Below are 19,476 nucleotides of genomic sequence, written 5' to 3' on the forward strand. Positions count from 1 at the left end.
CGCAGGTGCAGTGTTTTAGGCCTTGCTAGCGGTCATCTCCGTATACAGTTCAAAAAGTTTCTCCAGTCGCTCTGTATCGTTCTTGAAGCGCCGGCCGATATATATACGCTCCAAAACTTCGTCATTGCGGCCGTGGGCGCGTCTGAGGTCTTCCGGCATCTTCTCCGGATCGTAGAGGTCGGCGATGGTGGCCGGAAAGTGGCGCTCGCGGGCCAGTAGGATCTCTTCGGCGCAGGCGGTCAGGTCGGCCTTGTTCGTGGCGGTAAGGGATGGAAGGGGGAAGGTGTTCCAGCCGAGGGTATTGGAGTAAGAGAAGTCGGTTCGCATACGAACGCAAACAGTGCCGATCCAGACCCAGTGGAGGCGGGAAGCGATGAGAGCTAGGTTCCAAAGGGGGGCGTCGTAGAGGGCGAAGTTTCGGTCGCCGATGATAGCGTACTTAGATTCAAGACCAACAGGTAGATATTCTCTGTTTTCAGAACTTACTCTAGCTACAACTATCGAATGATCACGAGCGATTGATTGTATCTGTCTAAATCTATGCGGAAACGCTGCAGACTGTCTCGTTGACGCGGCTTTACTTGCCGATCTCATCATAGCTACTCCATCAATCCGTTTTTTTATTTCTACTATATCTTCCGCTTCAACACGCTCATCATCGTTTATCCAAATGCAATATCTTTGCAGTCCATTGATGAATTCTTGCGCTCCCAAAAACCGTTTGATAAATTTCTGAGCTGTTGGTGCCTTACTCAACACATAATCTCTCTCATCTGAAGTAAGAAATAAGTTGCCTCCATCAGTAGGCTTATTACCCCACTCCATAATTGATTTATCGCCTGCTGGCTTAGATCTTGTAGACACTATGACTCTAGAGCCAGGGACTAAATAAGCATTAATATAATTAGTTTCTGTTCTAATTGTCTCTCCATTTTCTGTTTCTGAGAGGATGAATTTTGTATCCCTTTCTTCAGATGTAATACCAACGATAATAACTGTAACCCCAGCATTATAGCTAGCTAGATTTGCCCATTTAAATGAAGTGTGTGCAAATGATATCTCGTTCCCAGTCTTGAAAATCAATGGCCAAAGCATGGGTACTTGTTGTCCTTGGCATATTGAATTTGTAGATACAAAAGCTGCAACTGTTTTGGTTTGTGTGCCATACTCTGCCGCTTTCATAAACCACCCGGACACATAGTCAAGAGATTTCCATGTTTTCGTGTATCTCTCAAAAATTTTTTCGAGATCAGCTTTTTGTTCTTTCGATTGCCAAGTGAAACCTAAATAAGGCGGATTCCCACAAATAAATGTCTCCCCACCCTCATTCTCAAACGCCACCTCCGCCTGGTCCGTCGGTCGGCTAAAGAGGTCATCCCCCAGCATCTCTACGCGCTCCCCCGCAGGCGGGCAGACCGATAGCCAGTCGATACGCAGCGCGTTGCCGCAGGTGATCCAGTTCTGCGAATCCAGCGGCAGAAACTCCGCCAACGCCAACTGCTGCCCTAGGTAAAGCACGTCGCACTGGTACTCGGCGATGATGAGCGCCAGCCGAGCGATCTCGGCCGAGAAGCTCTTGAGTTCGATACCCCGGAAGTTCGTTAACGGTATCTCCGATTTGCGATCGGCTTCGTCCCGCCGTTGGTTGATAGCGTATTCGATCTCCCGAAGCTGCTTGTAGGCGATGACGAGGAAATTGCCGCTGCCGCAGGCCGGGTCGAAAACGCGGATACGGGAGATGCGCCGGCGCAGGTTGGCCAGTTTGCGGCGGTTGTCGCCGGCCGCTTCTAGTTGCTCCCGCAGCTCGTCCAGGAAGAGCGGGTTGAGGACTTTGAGGATGTTGGGTACCGAGGTGTAGTGCATGCCCAGGCTACTACGCTCGTCCTCGTCAGCCACAGCCTGGATCATAGAGCCGAAGATATCGGGATTGATCTGCTTCCAGTTCAGCCGGCCTACGTGCAGCAGGTAGGTACGGGCGATGCGGGTGAAGCGGGGGCAGTCCCGCGAGCCGGAGAACAGTTCCCCGTTGACGTAGGGGAAGGACCGGGCCCAGACGCGGATGTCCGCCTCGTTTTTCTTGGTGAAGTGGGTGTCCATCGAGCGAAAGCACTCGGCGATGATCTCGTGGACGTTGCCGCCGTCGGGGTCGCTGATCTGCTCGATGGTGCCGGTGAAGAGGTTATCGCTCCGGAAAATGCTCGTGTCTTCCGCAAAAAAGCAGAAGATGAGCCGAGCCATGAAGTGGTTCATCTCCGTGCGGCGGTCGGCGCCGGCCCAGTCGGGGTTGTGGCGCAACAGCTCGAGGTAAAGCTTGGTGAGGCGACCGGTGGCCTTGATGTCGAAGGTGCTCTCGCGGATCTCCTTGACGGTGCTGATCCCGGCCAGCTCGAAGAAGAAAGTAAAGTGCTGGTCCAGGTCGCCGTAGGCACAGGCCAGCGTGTCGCCGTTGACGAGGTCTTCGGCTTGGATCTCCTGGCCGTCGGTGGCGAGGATGAATTTGGCCTTCTGCTTGGTGGTTTCCGGAGCGTCGGAGAGTTGTCGCAGGGTGTCGGTAACCTCACCGTCGGCGCTAACGGCGAGGTGGATGTTGTTGCGTTGCAGTACGCCGCCGGGCAGGCTTGACTTGTTGGAGTTGCCTTGGCGAAGGCGCTTGATGGTAGTAGCCTTATTGCCGTAGGCTTCCAAAAACGCGAAAGGGAACTCGGCCGCGTCGAAGACTTGATTGACGAGTTCGGTTACCGCTTCCTCTATTTCTACTGCACTCATTTGATTCCTAGGGCTTTTCCGTGGGGCTAACAAAGTATCTAACTACCCCACCATTGGCTTAGCGGCAAGTTAGTAATTGTGCGGTAGTCGGTTTTTGGTGAAGTCACCGTCCGACATTTTATGCACCCTCAGTACTGTTGTGGTTACCCAGAGCAATGTGCAATTACTCGGCAATTGTAGCTAACTAGCGGCCTTAGTACCTATCCAACCGAACCTATTTGATAATTTGACCTCGGTAACGGCTACCGTAGCCTAGACCCACTATGTAGTATAGATTTGAATCATGACCGATACTGTACCCGATTTCCAGACGTTCTTCCGGCCTTTGTTGGAAGCAATTAGCAACGGAGAAACGTTCCACGTTCGCGATCTGTACGAATCACTCGCCGATCATTTCGACCTAAGTGATGCTGCGCGACAGGAGCAAATTCCGAGTGGGAAGCAACTGACTTACCACAACCGAATTGCCTGGTCAAAGACCTACCTAAAGAAGGCAGGTTTAGTAGAGCAACCCGCCCGTGGGTACGTCAAAATAACTAAGAAAGGGAAGAGCGTGCTCAGTTCGGTTAAGGGCAGGCTTGACGTGAAATTCTTGAGCGGGTACTCGGATGAGTTTAAGGCCTTTCACTCGGTAGATGGAAATGGCGAAAGTTCAGAAGCAGATACTACCTCGACGCCTAGCTTCTTTGCGCCTGCCGAACAGGACACTCCCGAAATTCGCTTAGCAAGTGCTTACAAAAGCATTCGCAAGGCCGTTGCCGATGAGCTTTTAGAGAAAATCAAAGCCAACACCTTCCAGTTCTTTGAGCAACTGGTCGTCGATTTACTAATCGCTATGGGTTACGGAGGCGCGAAGGCGGAAAACGGCATGGTGACACAGGCGACCGGCGATGGGGGTATCGACGGGGTGATAAACCAGGATAAACTTGGACTCGACAGCATATACATCCAAGCCAAGCGTTACGAAACTACGGCGATCGGTCGTCCTGAAATCCAGCGATTCATCGGTGCTCTTGCACCCCATGGTGTGCGAAAAGGTATTTTCATTACCACATCCACCTTTGCGAGTACGGCGCGTGACTATCTCGACCGGATTGACTACCGTATCGTACTCATTGATGGTAACGAGCTCACCCAGTTGATGATTGACTACAACGTCGGTGTCTCAATCCGTGAAACTTACCACGTTAAGCGAGTAGACACCGATTACTTTGAGGGGGACGTAGTGTAAGCTAGTATAATCCCTGTCGTAGGAATAGCAGCGGAACAGTTCACAATGAAAGGTAAGCGCTAGAAATAGTCTCCTGCGTCAGCCCAATGTACCGCCGCGTCACCCCGACATCCCGGTGTCCGAAGATGTGGGACAGCAGGATTAGCGCGTGCTCGCTCCGCCCGTTGTTCTCGTAGATGCGCCGGCCAAAGGTCTTACGCAGAGTATGGGAACTGGCGTTTTGCGAGTCAATTCCGTAGGTCGCGAAGGCCGTCCGGATCCGCTTGTTGGCCGCCGTCACCGAGATCGCCTTCTCGCGGTTGCCGTCACTCCGCTGGTGGACGAAGACCAAGCCGGGGTGATCAGCGGAAATCTTCAGCTGCCCCCCTACCCTCCTGGCCAGCTTCAAGAAGTTAGCGTGGACGTCAACCGTTCTTTCCTTCCCGGTCTTACCCTCCTTGATGACGAACTGGTTCGCCTGAATCTGATCCCACCGGAGTTGGAGGATGTCACCGATGCGGAGTCCGAAGTAGATGCCGGCACCGATCAACAGGGCGGTATTGTAGCAGCGGTCGGCCATAAGCCCCTTAATGAGGGTGTTGGCCTGGGTCCACCGCAGGGGGGCGGTGGCGCTTTTGCGTCTCGGTTTTGCCATCCTCTTTAAGGTACGACTGGGAGGTTACAAAAACCGCCGTCTGCGCAGGGAAATATAACCTAAAAACGAAAATGCCGGATGTCGTTTCACTTAACCGACTGACCTACAAGGAAGTAAGTGTTTTTGCTAGGTTACATTTATACACAAAGTGCAACCTGGGAATCTTTACGATACAACTTTAATAAGGGGTAGCAGCTACGGTACTGTCGATGTAGATAAGCCCATCATACGATCTACCAAGATCAGCCGGAAAGAACTGCTTGGGAGTCGCTATAGCTCCGAGGGTTCGCATCCGTCGTTGGGATTGGGTAGTCAGCGCCGAACGAAGGGGACGTAGGTCAAGAAACAGCGCCTGTATACCCATTCCTTGAAGGTAGTGCTCCCAGGTTTCCGGAGGTGCCGGCTTCAGTTCTTCATCGATCATACTCCAAGTCCATGGATCCACGGCGCGGTAGGTTCCCCGGCCGGTGGTCATTCCGATACTAACCAGATGATTCCCGTAGATTCCTCGGCTTAGCCAGTCACCCATGGCATCGTGGGTAAGCTGTATATGCCCGTTATGTGCCCAGATCACGATGCGTTCGTTCTCCGCCCGCTCGGCAAGCCACACGGCATGTTCTGCCATTTTTTCATCCCGGTATTTCGCTCCTGGAGGCAGTCCCTTCAGGGTCAACGCGTGTAGGGCGACTAGCGCGTACTGGTGAAGCCATTCACCGCCATTTCCGTAGTTGTGCTCTCTTAGATATTCTACCAGACGCTGGGCCGGCGCGACGACGGGTAGGGAAGCCCGCGTAACATTAATGGTTACGCTGTCCACCAAACGCTGCAGTACAGGATCGTGCGCGTCATCAGCGTAGCGGGCAATTTCGTTCAAGGCTACCTCGGCAGACTGCATGTCCACGCCGCGGATGGCCACCGAGTGATCGTGATGGGAGTTGTAACGCTGTACCCACCGGAAGAAGTCGAGGTATTCCTCACTACGGTACATCCAGAAGTGGAGCTGATCAATCAATGCCTGCAAAGAATCGCGCCTGGTTGCGGAGGCTAGGTTCGCATTCAGTAGATCGGCTTCTGGCATGTTCGCCTCCAACGCAACTACGCGAAATCCTAGTTCCTCAATCAGGAAGCGGGTGATATTCAGGCGTTGCTCCAAAAACTCGTGCGTGCCGTGCGTTCCCTCCCCCAGCAGGACGATGTTGGCATCCCCGACAGCGCTGCGAAGCCAAGGGTAGTTACCCGGTTCGCCGTTTGGTAGTTCAATCAGGTCGTTTTTAACCTGCTGCATAAACGTGTCCGGTACGGCGGGGATCGCCCGGTGAAGTGCTTCGGCGTAATCCATGCCGTCGACATGCACGGTGAAGTCGTCCAGGGCCAACTTTCCCTTGCCCCGTACCCAAAAACCAAATTCGAGAATGTACCCAGTCAATTGCGCCTCACTAAACGACAGTTGGTGTAATTGCCACCCGGTTGTTACAGGTTGATTACTCAGAGTGTCTAAAACCGCGACCCCCTGGCTGGTCTCTGTAATTTTGCGTGTATAAAAACCGAATTGCGGGGCCTGCTCTCCGACTATTTTGGTCTTCACGGTTAACGTCAAGCGATCACTCACCACGTCGGTGAGTACAGAATTAAAAACTAAGTTGATTCGGGCATCAGTTGAAGTGTCGGAAACGAACAGCACGGCACGCTCCCCGGAATGGATGTAGTCTGCCTCAGTAGTCAACTCTACCGTTCCGGCCTGACCGGCCAAAAACCACTCGGCAGGACGGCCGGCGGCAGTAGTATCCTCAAACCCGAGATTGAGTCCGGTAAGGTCAGACTGATTGGTTATAAACGGCGCTTCCGTTCGGCAGGCTGCAAGTGACGTCAGCAGTAAAAGCCAGATCGTCCCCTTAGCAATTATAGTTTGGTTGTTCCTCATACCCTTGTTGCTTCGTAAGGAAGATAACAACAGACCAGAGTACAGAAGTAAAGAGTCTAACCCATTTTTGAATTTCTGGTAGATCTGAATCTATCTGTTTTTAGGTTACACGTCTACACAAAGTATAACCTAGTTTTTGCACGCGCAAGATCGACAGACAGCGACGTATATTTGGTAGACAGCTCCTTTTGACATGCCTATCCTTACGATTACTGCAGCCATTGCTTCTCAATTCCAGATGGCTACTTTAGTTGGAACCGTTATCGGCGGAATCATTGGCAGCCGTGCGGACAGCCTGTTGTGCAAAGGAACCAGCAGCCTTTATTCACGAATCAAAAGGCAAGCGGGAGAACCCGTCAATCATGATATCCAGCGGGCCACTCGTCGCGCGTACCTGAAAGCAACTCTCTTGGCCGCGGATCATGTGCGAAAAGCCTATATTAAGGAAAGTAAATTCGGCTCTAGAACTGCGGCAGATCTAGGAAAACTAACGAACTACCTAAAGGAACAGCTTCGCCTATTAGATCAACCAACGATTCAGTTTCCGGAAGACACCTGGCCAAATCAGTACCAGTATCTACTGGAATCTAAAAACGTTTCCGCCGATCAGCGGCAGGGTGAGTACGTTCTTGCCCTAAAGCAAACCGTTTTAACCGAACTGGAAAGCAAAAGCTGGAAACTGGGAGAGGATGCTCGGTTAGTTGCCAGCATCGTTAGTGGATGGTTTGATCACGGCAAGAAGATGGACTGGTACGAACTCACTTGTGCCTTCTTCACGGAAGAACTAAAAGCCGGTAACGGACGACTTCTTCGATTGATCCAGAAAAACTATCTAGTCGAATTATCCCACGACCTTAGCTCGGTTTCTATTGATGTGAATGAAGTCTTGACAGAACTAGAACGCTTTGCTGAGCAGTATGACGGCATGCAAGCTAGAGTGGATGAGATACTAGATTTGGTACTAGAAATTCGCAATGATACACGCCAAATTCGCGAAATTACCGATCACCAAAATGTAAAGTTGGATGAGCTAATTGCTCTGGTAAAGCAAGGGAAAGCCCAAGAGTTGGTAGTCGAAAATGCACATGGAATTGTCCTGTCTGCAAAGTATCAAAAGCTAACCAGTCGCGTTCAGCAACTCGAAGGAGAGGCAGTAGAAGCACAGGAGTATGTAAATTTTTGCGAGCTAGATGTACAAAGGGCTCCTTCAGCTTTCCTGAGTCATCGCACACGAAGTCTGAATCTTGCTCAGATCAAATTGCTTGCAGTACATGATGAAAGATTAGAAGCAGAAGAGGAATTGAAGGAATTCGTTACTGAGGTACTTGATCTAGCTCGGCAGCTGGATAGAGAGGATACGCCCGTGACACCCCGCCTTGAACAGGTTCAAGAGTTGTTTGCCGCTGGCAGGTATGAAGAAGTTGATGCAGTTTTAAATGAGAGAGACATCTATTCAGACCTTGAAAATTACAAGCAAAGGGGCAAGGATTATGCCGCTGAGCTAATCATAAAAGCAAAGGTTGTCATCGTGAACCGACCCGATAGATGGTATGAACTTGCAGACAAGTATTACCGTGATGCTATAGAGATTCAGGACCATTATGATTCGTTTTACGAGTATGGGGTTTTCTTAGCGGAGCATCGCCAAATCGCATCCGGTATTCAAGTCTACAGTAAATGTCTTCCGCTTGCACCCACGAGAGGCTCAGAAGCTAGTGTTCTCAACAACTTGGCTAGCCTACAGTGGGCTCAGAAGGACTACGCGGCGGCGGCGGACAACTACACCGAGGCCTTGCTTATCCTCCGCGACCTGGCCACGGACAATCCCCACGATTACCGCCCGGGCGTGGCCAGTATGCTCAACAACCTAGCTCTACTGCAGAATGATCAAAACGACTACGCGGCGGCGGCGGGCAACTACACCGAGGCCTTGCTCATCCTCCGCGACCTGGCCACCGATAATCTCCGCGATTGCCGCCCGGGCATAGCCGTAATGCTCAACAACCTGGCTAATCTTCAGCGGACTCAGAATAAATACGCGGCGGCGGCGGACAACTACGCCGAGGCCCTGGCCATCTACCGCGAGCTGGCCACGGGCAATCCACGTGCCTACCGACCTGGCGTGGCCAGAACGCTCAACAACTTGGCTCTTCTACAGAAGCATCAGAACGACTACGCGGCGGCGGCGAACAACTACGCCGAGTCCCTGGTCATCCGCCGCGAGCTTGCCGCGGATAATCCACGTGCCTACCGATCTGGCGTGGCCAGAACGCTTGACAACCTGGCTAATCTTCAGCGGACTCAGAATAAATACGCGGCGGCGGCGGACAACTACGCCGAGGCCCTGGCCATCCGCCGTGATTTGGCCGTGGACAATCCACGTGCCTACCGCCCGGACGTGGCCGTAACGCTCAACAACTTGGCTCTTCTCCAGCATGCTCAGAAGGACTACTCGGCGGCGGCGGCCAACTACACCGAGGCCCTGGCCATCCGCCGTGATCTGGCCGCGGACAATCCCCGTGTCTACCGCCCGGATGTGGCCGTAACGCTCAATAATCTGGCTAACCTAAGGCGAGCTCAGAAGGACTACTCCACGGCGGCGGCCCACTACGCCGAGGCCTTGGCCATCCGCCGCGACCTGGCCGTGGACAATCCCCAAACCCACCGATCATACTTGGCCATGGTACTAAACAATCTGGCTAATTTGCAAAGTGATCAGAAGGACTATGCGGTTGCGGTGGCCAATTACTCCGAGGCCCTAATTCTCTACCGCGAGCTGGCCGTGGACAATCCCCGTGTCTATCGCCCGTACGTGGCCGGTATACTCAACAACCTGGCTATTCTGCAAAGCGATCAAGACGACTACTCAGCGGCGGCGGCCAACTACGCCGAGGCCCTGGCCATCTACCACGAGTTGGCCGTGGATGACCCCCAAGCTTACCGCCCGTACTATGATATAGTGGTCAAAAATTTAGAAGAACTACAGTAGGGTACCTGAGACAATAAGAACTGAAGGCGAGTGTGCTGAGCGCGACTTTTACGTCGGCAAATGGTAAATAGGAGGACTGAATTTGCTGTCACAGGTTGCACTTTATAGTACCTCGGATTTTCAGACCACGGAGCCAAGTTAGTCAGTTGACGTTTAGGTACTGCTTCCTGTGATTGGCTTTCGTGACCCTCCGTCATGGAGGCGATGTAGCACTATTCACAGAAGGCGTTGCAGGGTCACGGTTGCCCCCGGAGTCCAACCAATTCGTTGGCCCACACAACTATAAGCGATTGTCCGACGACCGGAGGACGACAATGGGATAGCTATGCTATAGATTGCCCCTTACTACCCTGCAGTGGTCTATATGCCTTCTCAAAGGTATCTAAGATAATTTGAGCGCGCCTCTTTTCGGCCACGACCATCGGTCTGCCGGTCAGGTATCGTTGAGGTTTACGTAGGCCGCGTACTTTATATTCATAACCTGTGGTTAAGATACGCTTTCCTTCAATTTAATCGCTAGCCTCTGGCCCGGTTTGTCATGCTGTAGGTAGCCCATTTTATGTTCGCCTTTAGGAACTGTTTGCAGTATTTCGGTCACGCGCTGATGCATTGAGGCGCTGTTCATGACGATGGCTCTGGCCATGATCTGCTGCTTAGAGATTTGCAAACAGGTAAGGTAATCAGTTATACTCTCGAAAGAATCAGTCCTAGTGTGAAAGGCAGAGGCCCATATGGCAGGTGCTAGAACTTAGCCTTCGGGTGACGGCGACCAGGCGGTTGAAAGCATCTGGCATTCTTCCCGTAGGCAGAATGGAACAATCCCTCTGCGAAGGCTTACTCAGGCGATCTGGTCCCGCAGGAGTCGCGGCGAGGGTAGACACCCGCAGCGAGTTGTCATAAAGCTCGTAAGTTGCGCTAATCAGTAGTTCACGCCCCGCCGCACCTCAAAACGGGGGGAGTCTACCAGTGGCTCGCCGGTCTGCGGGTCCAGTACGGTGACGAAGAAGTAACAATAGGAGGAATTGTTGTCTCCTAAGCTACAAGTCACGGGAACCGAAATTTTTTCCTCTGTCTTCGCTGCCGGGAAGCCACTGAAGTACCCGGCGGTGGAATTGGACCAGATACCGAAACAACCGTTCTTCTCAAATTCATAGGTGATTGAAAGGTTGGACAGGTCATCGGCAATTAGACCCTCATCGTCCTGATATCCAAGGTCCAAATAGTAGACTTTATTGGGCCCATCGTAACACTCCTCATAACCCGGCATCAAACCGCGTGAGCGGATGGCCAGGGCAGTTAGGCTCAGTGCAGCCCGTGGCTCCAGCGTGGCGGTAAGCTCGGCGGAGCGGGTAAATCCTTGCTTCCGTACCTCTACCTCGTAAGTAAAAGTCACTGGTTCTTCGGCATCGGTTCGAAAAGTGATTTCCTTTGGATTGCGCTCGACCAGAATCACCGAGGGGTGCGAGATCTTTCCGATTGTGATCTCGTCGTCATCGACGTTCACCCACTCGCTGCCGTTGTAGAAGCCGGGTAGCTCCCCGAGCAACTCGGAGAATTGGACCCACGCCTGGGAAAGCCGGCCGAAGGTTCCCAGGAACGCGGAAACCTGATCGGAGATATCGGTGTCGGTACTCCGCAAAGTCCTAAACTCCGCGCTGACATCGAACAAATTGGATACCCCGGATACGAAGTACTCTGTACCGATCTGCACGGCACCTTTAGCAAATAACCAGTTAGCTCGCAGAAACGGTCTGAGATTAGCCCTAAATCGGTTAAATGCAGGAAGGGTTTCCATGGTAAGTACGTACAGAGCCGTGCCAATCAAGAAAGTTGAGCCAACGGCAGTTAACCCCCATACACCTGGTCCACCCCCCGCCGCAGCCCAGGAGACTCCGGCTAAAATCGCCATTACTGCAGCGTACTTAGCCAATTTCACGGTGCTTTTTAATAGCTCCCTAGCTGATTGCCCCAGATTATCAGCCGTACAGAAGTAGAATTCCCGGAATTCGGTACGGGGACAGTCGGACTGCTGATTCTTCATGGTCGTCGGTGCGTTGTAAGTTTTAGCTACGTCATTGCGAAAATCCTCAAAGAGTGTACGGTTGGCGGCGTAGTAATGACCCACTTCGATAAGTTGCTCGGGGGTCAGCGAACCCAATAGGTCAGTAACCTGGTTGCCGTAAGCGGACGCGTATTCGAGTTCCACGGCTCGCACCAGCGTATCATTCGACAGGTCGGCCAGGTCGCTCTGAAAGCTCGCGGAGACGGACCCCAACAATGCTTGTGAATCATCGACAATTGTTTCGTCGACGTATAGATTGACCGTCCCGAGCTCTTCGGAAGTAAGAACATAATCCCCCTCAACAACTGCAGGGACCACGAAGACGAGCGTCGAATCGGAGGCCCGGTGCAATTCAACTGACTGGCCGGCAACCTCCGCCGCGTAGGTTTCGCTAGTCAGCTTGGTGGTGGCGTCTAGAGTCACAAACTCAAAGGTGCTGACCTCTGGGTTCGCGATTCGGATGGTGGTCACCTGTCCGTCCAAAGGATTCGCAATGTCCTCATCGTCACAGGCGGTTAACAGTAAAAGACAAATGATTAACCACCGGGCGTCTAGTAAGCTCATAGTGTAGAAGAGTAACTTTCTAACAATCCATGGACCAACAATCAAAAGGTAACCCTTTACAAGAGAGTTTTTGGTTCATGGAGCTGTATCTAGGAACCAGATCTCACAAGAAACTGCAAGATGCGTTGCGACTTCACCTTGAAAGTAGGCTCGCTCTTAATTACTAAGCAAAACCACTCTACAGATCAATTTGGACGCCTCACAGCGAATAATCGCATAAGCTATTGCGCTAGTACAGCCGCTTTTCTCTGCGATGCTTGAATCGCCAGAAAGTTTTAGAAACCTGGAAAAGAAAAGACCTGTTACGGAAGGAATGATGCTCTGTGCTACTTACGAAGTAAAACGCCCTGTAACCAAGCCAATGACCGCGGTCACCACCGCCCCCGACAGCCCATATTTAGCTATTATCAATAGCGCTATAAGTAACATGCCAAGTTTTGAAAGCCGGTCAATCAACAAAGCTTTCAAGACCGAATCAGGTGGTCCCTTGAACTTACTATTTTTCCCCTTCACCACAAGGGGCTGGTCTACAGAGTCATCAGGTTTCTGTTGATCTGAGGTCTCCCTAGACTTAGAATGACTTAACCTTAAGTTAGACTTTTGAAGTCGTCGACTAGTATTCATAATGCACATTGAGTGCGGTGAACACAGTCCTGGAACCTTGCGGGAAGAAGGATTGATCCTATGCAAAAGTACCATCGACTCTATTCACCGCAATGAACGGTTATCTGGCCAGCATCTGCTGGACAGGTGAATAAAATCGACGGAGAATGCAGGGTGGAAGCTCAGGTCGGAAACGTACCTCATCTATCGCGAACGATAAATGTTCGATATTTAGGGAGAATCAGTTAGCTTGATTGTACTGCCAATCGCCATCTATGTCAAAATCAAAAAGTAGGGACGTTTCCCGAGCTTCGTAAAAATGACGCTCTGGGTGGCAAAAAAGTTTAGTTCTGAGTAAAAAATTTACTATCAGACAGACTGGCCCTTACTCTTCTTCTGCAATGGGTGATTCTCTTTCTCGAGTCCCTTAAGCACAGTCTCAGCGTGCTTCTTGTCGGCCTGAACCATCGGCTTACCGGTCAGGTAATCGTTAAGGTCGGCGTAGGCCGAGTATTTCCCATTCATGACCTGCAGTTCCGGTATGCTCTCCTTCAGCTTGACCGCCAGCTTAAGGCCCGGTTTGTCATTCTGCAAGTAGCCCAGCTTAGGTTCGTCCTTGGGGAGCTTTTGTAGGATCTCGGTCACCCGTTCGTGCATTGAGGCACTGTTCATGATGATAGCCCTGGCCATGACCTGCTGTTTGGGTACCTGCAAATAGGTAAGGTAATCGGTCATGCCCTCGAATACGGCCGTACCCGGCACCCGCTTGGGGTGGTTTATCTCGACAACACTAACATCCTTCTTGCCGATGGCCGTCTTGAAGTACGGACTGCGTACCTCCTGGCCACCGCTCTCGTTCCCCCAGGTCAGTCCGTAAAACTGACGGTTGGTCGGCTGGTGCGTGTAGTGAATCTGTTGCAGGTACTCCTTCGCGGTATTGACGTGCAGCTTCCGGCTGCGGAGGTAATCGATCAGTTTCATCTCCTGAACCGGGCCAATCCGGTCTATCCGGTAGGTGTCGACTTCCTCTGCCTGCTTGGGCTGTTTTGATGCTGCCCGAATGGGAAAACCCCGATCGGTACTGGTTGGAGCTTGTCTTGGCAGCGCGCCTACGATACCTTCGATACGTTGTAGTGCTTCGCTGACGTCCACGGTCCCCCACCCTCTCCGGGGTCCATAGGCCTGAACGAAGTCTATAATATCGCCCTTTGCGCCGTCACCAAAGTCTATCCACTTGTTGTGCCGGCGATCTACTTTGAAGCTCGCCGTCTTTTCATTCCGCAGGGGTGAGAGAAACCATGCTTCCCGGTCGTTCCCCTTCCTGATCTCCTGGTGACCGAGGCGCTTGATAAATGCTTCCAGCGAAAGACTCCGTGCTTGCTCGATGTTCATGTTAGAGAGATGGGCCTTTACTAATCTTTTTTTCGGTCGCTGGAGTGATTTCTAGGCTCTGCTTCGGGCTCTTCTCAATGTTTAGCTTCCGCTCAATGGGATCTAACTGGGCCTTGACTTTCGTTCCGCCTATTTCGACCTCGATGGCGTTGCCTTTTTTCAGTTCCGCTTGCTGACTGTTGGTCAACCTGGTGTAGCCGGTCTTCGGTGATCCAAGCTGTTCCGGAGCGAGGAAAGCACTTTTCTTCATGCCGGCTACTCGATTCAGCTGCTCGTCAAACTTGATGATGTGTTCTCGTCCACTGCTGTCTCCCACTACTAGCGTGTTTCCCTTTTGCAGCTCCTTCTGCTGGTTAGGGGTGAGGTCAATGTTTTGGTACCGATCAAGCTTAGGTGTATCGTTCTTGAACACCATTTTGATCTCTGGCTTCCCTTCCCGGTTGGTTCCCACGGCCAGCCTTGCAGTCGTGTTTAGATCAATGGACTTCCCCTCGGGTCCACTGGTCTGGATCTTCACGGCCATAGCTTTCGACACCCCGGTTTCAAATAGCTGTTTCACCTGTCCTTCCCTAGCTAACTTATTGTAGTCTAGGTTTAGAAAGCGGGTGACTTCGCGCAAATTAAGGTCATCCTTTGTGGATGTCTGTTCAATTTTCATCAGAGATAGGAATGAGGGAGGTGGACATTTATCTACTTCCGTTATAATTGGATGCTAGTTATACGAAATTACTATACTTTTGGCAAATGTCACGCCTAATTCTGGTTACTTTCTTTGCATCTTTTGTCTGCACATCAATAATTGGTCAGTCATTCGCCGCTTTTCAGCGGTTAGACTCGTGTTTGAATTGGCGCTGTGTTGTAGGTCTCTCCAAGGATGTTTCACTACGCCTGGACCGAAGCATACCCTGGCGACTGCCCCTGCGACAGGCCGCTCGGGTTTCGAGTACCTACGGTTACCGGGTGCACCCAATAGATGGCCAACAAAAATTCCACGGTGGTGTAGACATTGCAGCCCCACTCGGCAGTTCAATCCTGGCATCCGGTTCGGGAACGGTTACTACGGGCTTTAATGCTGTTCTAGGTCACTATGTTACCATAGATCACCTCAACGGTTTTACCAGCACCTACGGTCACTTGGATCAGATATTAGTTTCTCTGGGTGCATCCGTCGATCCGGACTCTCTGATCGGTACGGTAGGCGAAAGCGGCCGTACCACCGGTCCCCACCTCCATTGGTCGGTACGCCATAGCGTGAGTGGTAGCCTGGACCCGCTAGAATTACGAAGTCTGTTCCTGGATTCCTTCTAGCTTTCCTGTTTGGCCGAGCTTCTGTCCTGCTCCGCTATTTGGATGGTGCTCTCTACGTATTTCTCGACTCGCTTGGTGTTTTCTACGATCTCGTTCGCGATGGCTCCCACGTTACCCGCACTGATGAGCACATCCTGCAGGTAGTCAATGATATTTTCCGGATACAGACTGACCTGTTTGCTGATGCGCAGCATACTCTCTTCCTCTCCGAATAGGTAGTTGATATTCACTCCCCTATCGTATAGATACTTCATCACGGTATAGACGGTCGCCGTTGATCCGTTCCCTTTTTCCAGGGATGCCACTCTAACCTGCAGATTATTTCCCTCCAGGTGAGGGGTGCTTTGGCCAAGTTTATCCTGGCTTAGTTTTAGACCTTTCGTGCGGATCTCCTTGAATCTAGCCCCTACTTCTTCGCGGAGCCTGTCTACCTCTAATTTGTCCTTATCCTTTGCCATCTAGCCCGTTACGTTTGAATTCGCATCAACTCCATTTCAACGATGTGGTCGATGTCCGAACTTATCTTTTCAAAGTTAGCGTTAACCTCGTGATCGTCAATGTCGCGAATGTAGGGAATCGGAAGGTGGTTCTTCTCCGCCCGGCTAATGGCGGCTACATCCAGATGGACCTGAGCGTCAAACGTTTTTAGATCTATCGGCTGCTCCCGTGTATCGGCTACCGTACCCACAAACTCACCCTGTGATAGGGATGCGATGCGGCTTGACGGTATCCGGTCCTGCATCACGACACTATGGTTGAAGCTCGTATCCATACGGTTCTGACTGTAGCCTTTTCTTATCTGTTGGGTCTTTCCGAACCGCTCGGCTAAGTCCTTTGCCGTCGTTCCCTTCACCTGCCCGGTAAAGACATTGGCGCAGATATTGAATATGGCCATAGCCACCTTGTCTCCGTAGTCCCGTATCAGTTGGGTCATGTCCTGGAACGATAGAACGACGGCTACTTTGTTGGATCTCGCCGTTGCAATTAGATCATCGAGCCCGCGGAAGTAGATCGTGGCTAGCTCGTCCACGAGCATAGCGGAGGGCAGTTTACCCGGCTTATTGATGAGTCGGGAAATTCGGCTGTTGAAGAGCCCGAGCGCGGCGCCGTAGATGTCCTGCCGGTCCGGGTTGTTTCCCAGGCAGACCACCTTTGGCTCTTCCGGATTATTCAGATCGAGGGTGAAATCATCCCCTGACAGCACCCAGTAAAGCGAGGGGGATGCAAGCCTCGACAACGGAATCCGCGCGCTGGCAATTTGCCCTTCCAGCTGATCGGTGGCCCCACTCTTATATGCACTGTAGAAGGGTTTGATCAGCGTAGCTATTTGGGGATGACTGGACAGGATGGGGAACATTTCGTCATAGTCCCGGCTGACGAACTCGATGGCGTGGGGCAGCGTGCAGTATTTCCCGTCCTCGTACAGTCGCAGGAACCAGATTACCGCCGTAAAAAAATTGACCGGCGACTCGACGAAAAAGTCGCCCTGCTTAGTGATCCAGTTTCGGTTCAGGTTCAGCAGAATGGTCTTTGCACTCTCGGTAGCATCGGTGATGTCGTTGAGTAGGTTCGGATTCAGGGGGTTGCAACGGTGACTTCTGCGCAGATCATCAAAGTTTATCACGTAGAAGCTCGGCTTCACCCTGTATTTATTGACGTTGTTTAGCAGGGCGTTGTACGTCTCCGTCGTCAGTTCTGGAAATTTGTAGTCATAGACGTACATCGTGTATCCTTTGCCGATCATCTGGCGAATGAAGGGCTTGATGAACGCAAATGACTTTCCCGATCCCGGAGTTCCCAGGATTATGGTACCCCGGAAAGGGTTGACTACGTTGAGCCAGCCCTTGCGCACTTTCTTTTTCAGTCGGTAGCGAGTGGGGAGGTTAACCGAATATTGGTTTTCGATCAGGCGCTCTTCCTGGGGAAAGCTGCGGTTCTCGTCCCCGAAAATATCCTCTGACAGGTTGAAGCCAAGGACCCTGCGCAGATTGATCAGACCGGTACTGACCAGCGCCCAACCGGCGACCATTGTACCTAGATAAATCATACCTGCAGTTTGCAGGTCATTGATCGAAAAGGCAATCATGGCCGCGAGGTAGACCAATACGCCGAGGACTAGGGTAATGACGACCTGCTTGTAGGTCACCGTTTCGGACTTCTTTGCTTTGTCCGCTATGCTCCCTACCCCCAGCACTAACAGAGGTAAGGAGTAGGATAAGACATAGGACTTGAAGTACAGCGTTCCGTTGAATCGGGCCAGCAGACTATCGATTACCGGGTGCGTTAAGTGTTTGAGAGCCCACCAGTCATGGTAGTAGAGGTAAGTATGGAGAATGATCAGCATCAACGATGCTGCCCGGACAATCCCCATGACAATACTGTTGTCGTCTTTGCTCATTAGAACTTCAGTTTGTTATCGGACTGTGGTTTTTTGGTTTGCCTGTTTCCTAATTCCGGCATCACCTGTTTTCTCATCTCGAGCATGTGACCGGCCCCTAGCTTTTCTTTGTTCAAATAAGCCGAGGTGGCACGGATAACTTGGACTACTAGATCTGGCCGTTGGTAAATCTGATTGCTCCGGTCTCGTGTCAATCCAAGTTCCAACCGCTTCACCTTCGCTTCCGGATATCCAATGAAGGTGTTGTACATATCCAGTTTGAGTTGATCACCTCGGTAGTCCGCTGGCCGGTGATCCTTGATCTTTTCGTACAGCCGATCCACGTCTGACTGGCGGACGTGGTAACGGCTACCCGATACGGCGGCGATGATACCTCTGGCATAGATACCTTCCCTCAGAAGCTGGCGATGTAATGTAATAGCACTATCCCCCGTGGAAATTGAGTCATCGAGGATAAAGGAGGATCTATTTAGCTGCCCGCGCTTGGCTATGAGTTCTGGCTTTATTGCAAAGTTTCGTTGGTCACGTAGCCGGTCTACTACCCCTTCCTTGAATTTGCTCTCCGTAAGGTGTTGTACCGTGATCGACCTACCTTTTGCGTTCACCAACTCGATGTCCGGACGAAGCTTTACTATACCGTCTCCTAGCATCGCGGGTATTCGGTTCTGGCCCGTTGTTGATGGCATAACGATTAGACTGCTTCCCTTGGGAATAGTGGCAATAACCTTCTCGAGAGCCGGTAGAAACTCCCGTACGCCGCCCCGGATATAGGCCTTGTTGACCCTGGGGTTTTCCATTAGTTCCATCTTTAAAAAGCGCAGTCGGGCGCGGGCCAGCTTGTTCTGTGTGTCGCCGGCGAATGGAATGTTGTACTCTGCTAAGTCAGTAGGATCAATCCTCGGCTTCATCCTCGTAGGCTGAAAATTCGGGAAGTTCAGCCTCTAGCATTGCCACGGACACTTCGTTGACCCACTTGCGGGTCGCCAAAATTTCCTCTTTTGGAATCGCCATCACAGCTTCCATGGAAACCTCCCCCTTTGCGTAGGCACGTAGGGTCTGATAGATCTCCCGGTGCCGCCTGATTTGCTCCGCGCTCAGCTCGTCGGGAAACAGGGTGCTATTTTTGGATGCCATACGGAAGGATTAAGGGTTTTAGATAGGTGTGATGACTCGTTCTAGCCAATTTACAACCATCTTGCATTGGCCGCTGAACGCGGTTATCATTCGGTTTGTCTGTGGTCGAGGAAATCCGCAAAGATCTTCTGTGTCTCGGATGGCGGGATTTTCTCTCCCGCGTGGATTGTCCTTTGCACGTCGGCGTGGGTTGGGTACCGATTTACCTCTTTTTGGTAGGCATAAACTACCGGTCCTTCCTGGACCACTACGGCGGCGGTGTACACTCCGTCCCCTCTCCCCGACGGTCTACTTAGTACACCTAGTATTTGATTGCTAATCTGATTAGAACCTGGCTGCGGACAGGTGCAATCGTTCCTAAGCTCACCACAGCCAGTACACGTGCGGCTACCCACTGGTCTACCCGAACCCGGCCTTGCGCCCCCCTGGTTTTTGCCACCCTTTGGAAGATAGTAGGAAAAGGCCCTGGCGAAG

Annotated in this window: 14 protein-coding genes; 3 read left to right on the plus strand and 11 right to left on the minus strand. The window is 51.8% G+C overall.

What is annotated here, in order from left to right:
- Nucleotides 1-15: 15 nt before the first annotated feature.
- Nucleotides 16-2,766 (minus strand): class I SAM-dependent DNA methyltransferase, encoded by a 2,751-nt coding sequence (locus DRW39_RS22360; protein ID WP_157976241.1) that lies wholly within the window; start codon nucleotides 2,764-2,766, stop codon nucleotides 16-18.
- A gap of 283 nt (nucleotides 2,767-3,049) precedes the next feature.
- Here DRW39_RS22360 and DRW39_RS19830 point away from each other — a divergent pair, with 283 nt between their 5' ends.
- Nucleotides 3,050-3,997, plus strand: a complete 948-nt coding sequence (locus tag DRW39_RS19830) for a restriction endonuclease (RefSeq protein ID WP_116108834.1) — start codon at nucleotides 3,050-3,052, stop codon at nucleotides 3,995-3,997.
- A 40-nt stretch (nucleotides 3,998-4,037) separates the two neighbouring features.
- On the opposite strand, the gene DRW39_RS19835 is transcribed toward DRW39_RS19830, so the two are convergent.
- Together DRW39_RS19835 and DRW39_RS19840 are read right to left on the minus strand one after the other, a co-directional pair.
- Nucleotides 4,038-4,631, minus strand: a complete 594-nt coding sequence (locus tag DRW39_RS19835; RefSeq protein WP_116108835.1) for a tyrosine-type recombinase/integrase — start codon at nucleotides 4,629-4,631, stop codon at nucleotides 4,038-4,040.
- A gap of 178 nt (nucleotides 4,632-4,809) precedes the next feature.
- Entirely contained in the window at nucleotides 4,810-6,552 is a 1,743-nt protein-coding gene (locus tag DRW39_RS19840) for an erythromycin esterase family protein (protein ID WP_116108836.1), read from the minus strand.
- A gap of 193 nt (nucleotides 6,553-6,745) precedes the next feature.
- On the opposite strand from DRW39_RS19840, the gene DRW39_RS19845 reads away from it, so the two are divergent.
- Nucleotides 6,746-9,541 (plus strand): tetratricopeptide repeat protein, encoded by a 2,796-nt coding sequence (locus tag DRW39_RS19845; RefSeq protein WP_116108837.1) that lies wholly within the window; start codon nucleotides 6,746-6,748, stop codon nucleotides 9,539-9,541.
- A 487-nt stretch (nucleotides 9,542-10,028) separates the two neighbouring features.
- Here the strand turns inward: DRW39_RS19845 and DRW39_RS19850 are convergent, their stop codons facing one another.
- The 4 genes from DRW39_RS19850 to DRW39_RS19865 form a co-directional block, all read right to left on the minus strand.
- The gene (locus DRW39_RS19850) at nucleotides 10,029-10,208 is read right to left on the minus strand and encodes a hypothetical protein (protein WP_116108838.1); all 180 of its coding nucleotides are present in this window, start codon (nucleotides 10,206-10,208) and stop codon (nucleotides 10,029-10,031) included.
- Nucleotides 10,209-10,460: 252 nt separating this feature from the next.
- Entirely contained in the window at nucleotides 10,461-12,167 is a 1,707-nt protein-coding gene (locus tag DRW39_RS19855) for a hypothetical protein (protein ID WP_157976242.1), read from the minus strand.
- Nucleotides 12,168-13,139: 972 nt separating this feature from the next.
- Nucleotides 13,140-14,162, minus strand: a complete 1,023-nt coding sequence (locus tag DRW39_RS19860) for a toprim domain-containing protein (protein WP_116108840.1) — start codon at nucleotides 14,160-14,162, stop codon at nucleotides 13,140-13,142.
- A 1-nt stretch (nucleotide 14,163) separates the two neighbouring features.
- Nucleotides 14,164-14,820, minus strand: a complete 657-nt coding sequence (locus DRW39_RS19865; RefSeq protein WP_116108841.1) for a DUF3945 domain-containing protein — start codon at nucleotides 14,818-14,820, stop codon at nucleotides 14,164-14,166.
- Between the two features lie 86 nt (nucleotides 14,821-14,906).
- On the opposite strand from DRW39_RS19865, the gene DRW39_RS19870 reads away from it, so the two are divergent.
- Nucleotides 14,907-15,470, plus strand: coding sequence for a M23 family metallopeptidase (locus DRW39_RS19870; RefSeq protein ID WP_116108842.1), 564 nt, complete (start codon nucleotides 14,907-14,909; stop codon nucleotides 15,468-15,470).
- Here the strand turns inward: DRW39_RS19870 and DRW39_RS19875 are convergent.
- Genes DRW39_RS19875 through DRW39_RS19890 form a run of 4 tightly spaced genes read right to left on the minus strand, consistent with a single transcriptional unit; the run spans nucleotide 15,467 to nucleotide 19,002 of the window.
- A complete protein-coding gene (locus DRW39_RS19875; RefSeq protein ID WP_116108843.1) occupies nucleotides 15,467-15,928 on the minus strand; it encodes a hypothetical protein in 462 nt (153 codons plus the stop codon). The two genes, DRW39_RS19870 and DRW39_RS19875, sit on opposite strands and share 4 nt — an antisense overlap.
- A gap of 8 nt (nucleotides 15,929-15,936) precedes the next feature.
- On the minus strand, nucleotides 15,937-17,868 hold the full coding sequence (locus tag DRW39_RS19880) for a YWFCY domain-containing protein (RefSeq protein ID WP_116108844.1): 1,932 nt from the start codon (nucleotides 17,866-17,868) through the stop codon (nucleotides 15,937-15,939).
- Nucleotides 17,868-18,776: a hypothetical protein gene (locus DRW39_RS19885; RefSeq protein WP_116108845.1), complete on the minus strand. Its 909-nt coding sequence runs from the start codon at nucleotides 18,774-18,776 to the stop codon at nucleotides 17,868-17,870. The genes DRW39_RS19880 and DRW39_RS19885 overlap by 1 nt, the downstream gene beginning before the upstream one ends.
- Complete coding sequence (locus DRW39_RS19890) at nucleotides 18,760-19,002, minus strand: hypothetical protein (protein WP_116108846.1); 243 nt, start codon at nucleotides 19,000-19,002, stop codon at nucleotides 18,760-18,762. Before DRW39_RS19890 ends, DRW39_RS19885 begins: the two co-directional genes overlap by 17 nt.
- Between the last annotated feature and the right edge of the window lie 474 nt (nucleotides 19,003-19,476).

The sequence above is a fragment of the Lewinella sp. IMCC34191 genome (genome assembly GCF_003390935.1).
Lineage (GTDB): Bacteria > Bacteroidota > Bacteroidia > Chitinophagales > Saprospiraceae > Neolewinella.

Excerpts from the sequence above, each read along its gene's own strand:
- DRW39_RS22360 (WP_157976241.1), bottom strand. The coding sequence starts at position 2,766 with ATGAGTGCAGTAGAAATAGAGGAAGCGGTAACCGAACTCGTCAATCAA.
- DRW39_RS19830 (WP_116108834.1), top strand. The coding sequence starts at position 3,050 with ATGACCGATACTGTACCCGATTTCCAGACGTTCTTCCGGCCTTTGTTG.
- DRW39_RS19835 (WP_116108835.1), bottom strand. The coding sequence starts at position 4,631 with ATGGCAAAACCGAGACGCAAAAGCGCCACCGCCCCCCTGCGGTGGACC.
- DRW39_RS19840 (WP_116108836.1), bottom strand. The coding sequence starts at position 6,552 with ATGAGGAACAACCAAACTATAATTGCTAAGGGGACGATCTGGCTTTTA.
- DRW39_RS19845 (WP_116108837.1), top strand. The coding sequence starts at position 6,746 with ATGCCTATCCTTACGATTACTGCAGCCATTGCTTCTCAATTCCAGATG.
- DRW39_RS19855 (WP_157976242.1), bottom strand. The coding sequence starts at position 12,167 with ATGAGCTTACTAGACGCCCGGTGGTTAATCATTTGTCTTTTACTGTTA.
- DRW39_RS19860 (WP_116108840.1), bottom strand. The coding sequence starts at position 14,162 with ATGAACATCGAGCAAGCACGGAGTCTTTCGCTGGAAGCATTTATCAAG.
- DRW39_RS19865 (WP_116108841.1), bottom strand. The coding sequence starts at position 14,820 with ATGAAAATTGAACAGACATCCACAAAGGATGACCTTAATTTGCGCGAA.
- DRW39_RS19870 (WP_116108842.1), top strand. The coding sequence starts at position 14,907 with ATGTCACGCCTAATTCTGGTTACTTTCTTTGCATCTTTTGTCTGCACA.
- DRW39_RS19875 (WP_116108843.1), bottom strand. The coding sequence starts at position 15,928 with ATGGCAAAGGATAAGGACAAATTAGAGGTAGACAGGCTCCGCGAAGAA.
- DRW39_RS19880 (WP_116108844.1), bottom strand. The coding sequence starts at position 17,868 with ATGAGCAAAGACGACAACAGTATTGTCATGGGGATTGTCCGGGCAGCA.
- DRW39_RS19885 (WP_116108845.1), bottom strand. The coding sequence starts at position 18,776 with ATGAAGCCGAGGATTGATCCTACTGACTTAGCAGAGTACAACATTCCA.
- DRW39_RS19890 (WP_116108846.1), bottom strand. The coding sequence starts at position 19,002 with ATGGCATCCAAAAATAGCACCCTGTTTCCCGACGAGCTGAGCGCGGAG.